3 protein-coding genes are annotated in these 2,130 nt (G+C 44.7%); all 3 read right to left on the bottom strand.

Annotation, left to right across the window (positions count from 1 at the left end; translation table 11 throughout):
- Positions 1-353: AAA family ATPase (locus ACOVO2_RS22870; RefSeq protein WP_421772194.1), on the bottom strand; the 353-nt coding region annotated here is incomplete at its 3' end.
- A 149-nt stretch (positions 354-502) separates the two neighbouring features.
- Positions 503-1,354 carry an FAD binding domain-containing protein gene (locus tag ACOVO2_RS22865; protein ID WP_421772193.1) on the bottom strand — a complete coding sequence of 284 codons (852 nt, stop codon included), beginning with the start codon at positions 1,352-1,354 and terminating at the stop codon, positions 503-505.
- A gap of 122 nt (positions 1,355-1,476) precedes the next feature.
- A partial coding sequence (locus ACOVO2_RS22860) for a xanthine dehydrogenase family protein molybdopterin-binding subunit (protein ID WP_421772192.1) occupies positions 1,477-2,130 on the bottom strand: 654 nt, incomplete at its 5' end.

Here is a 2,130-nt window from a genome sequence, read left to right as displayed (position 1 = left end):
GAAAAAAGCCCCTCCGCCCCTAAAGGGGAGCTATTATCAAGACCATTTTCGGTTTTTCCCCATACTTCTTGTCCTATACTTTCTGACATTTTCAAAAAAAGCAACTGTTGTTGGTAGTTCCATTCATAAATGGCGTGGTTGGAATCTAGGCCTTCGTAACATTGTAAACGAATCAAGTTTGTATCCAAAGCCTTTGCCATTACTTTGGCTATTTCGGTTTTTCCTACACCCGCAGGACCTTCAATCAAGAGTGCCTTATTAAGCGTCATCGCCAAAAAGACCGACATCGAAACGTATTCGTCGGTGATATAGCCTTGCGATTGTAGGAGCGATTTGATAGTATCTAAATTCATTGATGAAAGTTACGGGTCTAAGCTATCTCCGATTTTTATGAAAGTTTTATCTCTAAACAAAGAAAACAAAAAAGGCATGGAAAACACAATCTTGCTAACCTTTCAGAGGAAAATAAGTGCGTTTTCGATGCCTTTTTGTGAGGTATTAATTATCCGCAAACGGCCGATAAGGCTCGTTTGGCATATACTCTTGCTAAGTGCTGGCGGTAATCCTCATCGGCATAATGGTCGGCGTTGAGGTTTACGTCAGCAGCAGCTTGGGCCGCAGCCGAGGCGATGTTTTCGGCAGTTGTTGCTTTGCCCGAAATAGCCGCTTCTACATTTCCATCACGGAATGGGCCATCAGAAACACCTGTAAAAGCAACTTTCACATCAGCAACTACACCATTTTCGACTTTTGCCATTGCTGCACAGCCCACAATCGCAAAGCGAGAGGCTGGTTGCATGAATTTTTGGTAAGTCATTTTTGTACCTGCTGCGGGTATTGGTACTTGGATTTCGGTGATGATTTCGCCTTCTTCGAGTGCCGTAGAGAAAAACCCTACAAAAAAATCGACCGCAGAAATGCTTCTTGTATCATCTCCATTCGTAACTACGATTGAAGCATCAGCCGCCAAAAGAGCCGCTGGCCAATCGGCTGATGGGTCAGCGTGAGCGATACTACCACCGATTGTCCCCATGTTTCGTACCTGCACATCGCCAATTACGTCGGCAGTTTCGGTAAAAAGTGGTAGTTTTTCGGCAAGAAGCGATGAGTGTGCTATCTGTCCGTGCGTAGTCATTGCACCGATGCAAATGTTTCCGCCTTCTTCTTTGATATAATTCAAATCAGATAAGTTGGCAATGTCAATCACCATCGAAGGGCTATTGAGGCGTAGCTTCATCGCAGGAATTAGGCTATGTCCGCCCGCCAATATTTTTGCGTCAGGATTCGCCTTCAAAACACTAAGGGCATCACTGACTGAGCTTGCTCTATAATAATCTACTGTATTTGGTAGCATATCAAATTGAACCCCCGACCCCTAAAGGGGAGTTTGTTTTAATGTTTGAAATCCTAAAAACAAGGGTCATTTTCTTAGGATTTAGTACACTTTTAATCAGTAATACTAAAAATTACTCCCCTTTAGGGGCGGGGGGTATTCATTGCTCGCCATACTCTTTGTGGAGTTAATGGCATTTCGAGGTCACGCACGCCTAAGTGCCAAGTAGCATTCATTACGGCGTTTACGACTGCTGGTGTTGAGCCGATTGCACCCGCTTCGCCAGCACCTTTCACACCCAATGGGTTATGCGGACAAGGCGTTGTTTTACGGTCGGTTTCAAACATCGGTAGGTCGTCGGCACGAGGCATGGCGTAATCCATGAATGTTCCAGTGGTCAATTGGCCGTTTTCATCATAAATTACTCCTTCGAGCAATGCTTGGCCAATTCCTTGGGCCAATCCACCGTGAATTTGGCCTTCCACAATCATTGGATTAATTACATTACCCACATCATCAACGGCTACGAAGCGTTTGATAGTCACTTTTCCAGTTTCAGCATCAACCTCCACTACGGCAATATGGCAACCAAACGGATAAGTAAAATTAGCTGGGTCATAGAAGCTCGAGAAGTCGAGACCAGGCTCTAAATTAGCTGGATAAACGTGCGGGACATAAGCCGTAAGGGCAACATCGCCGAAACCAATTGATTTATCTGTGCCTTTTACTGTCCATTTTCCATCGGCAAAATCAAGGTCGTCGGCCGAACATTCTAATTTATGAGCCGCTATTTTTGC

This window comes from Emticicia sp., from assembly GCF_049241225.1.
Lineage (GTDB): Bacteria > Bacteroidota > Bacteroidia > Cytophagales > Spirosomataceae > Emticicia.
This window is presented reverse-complemented; position numbering and strand designations above follow the sequence as displayed.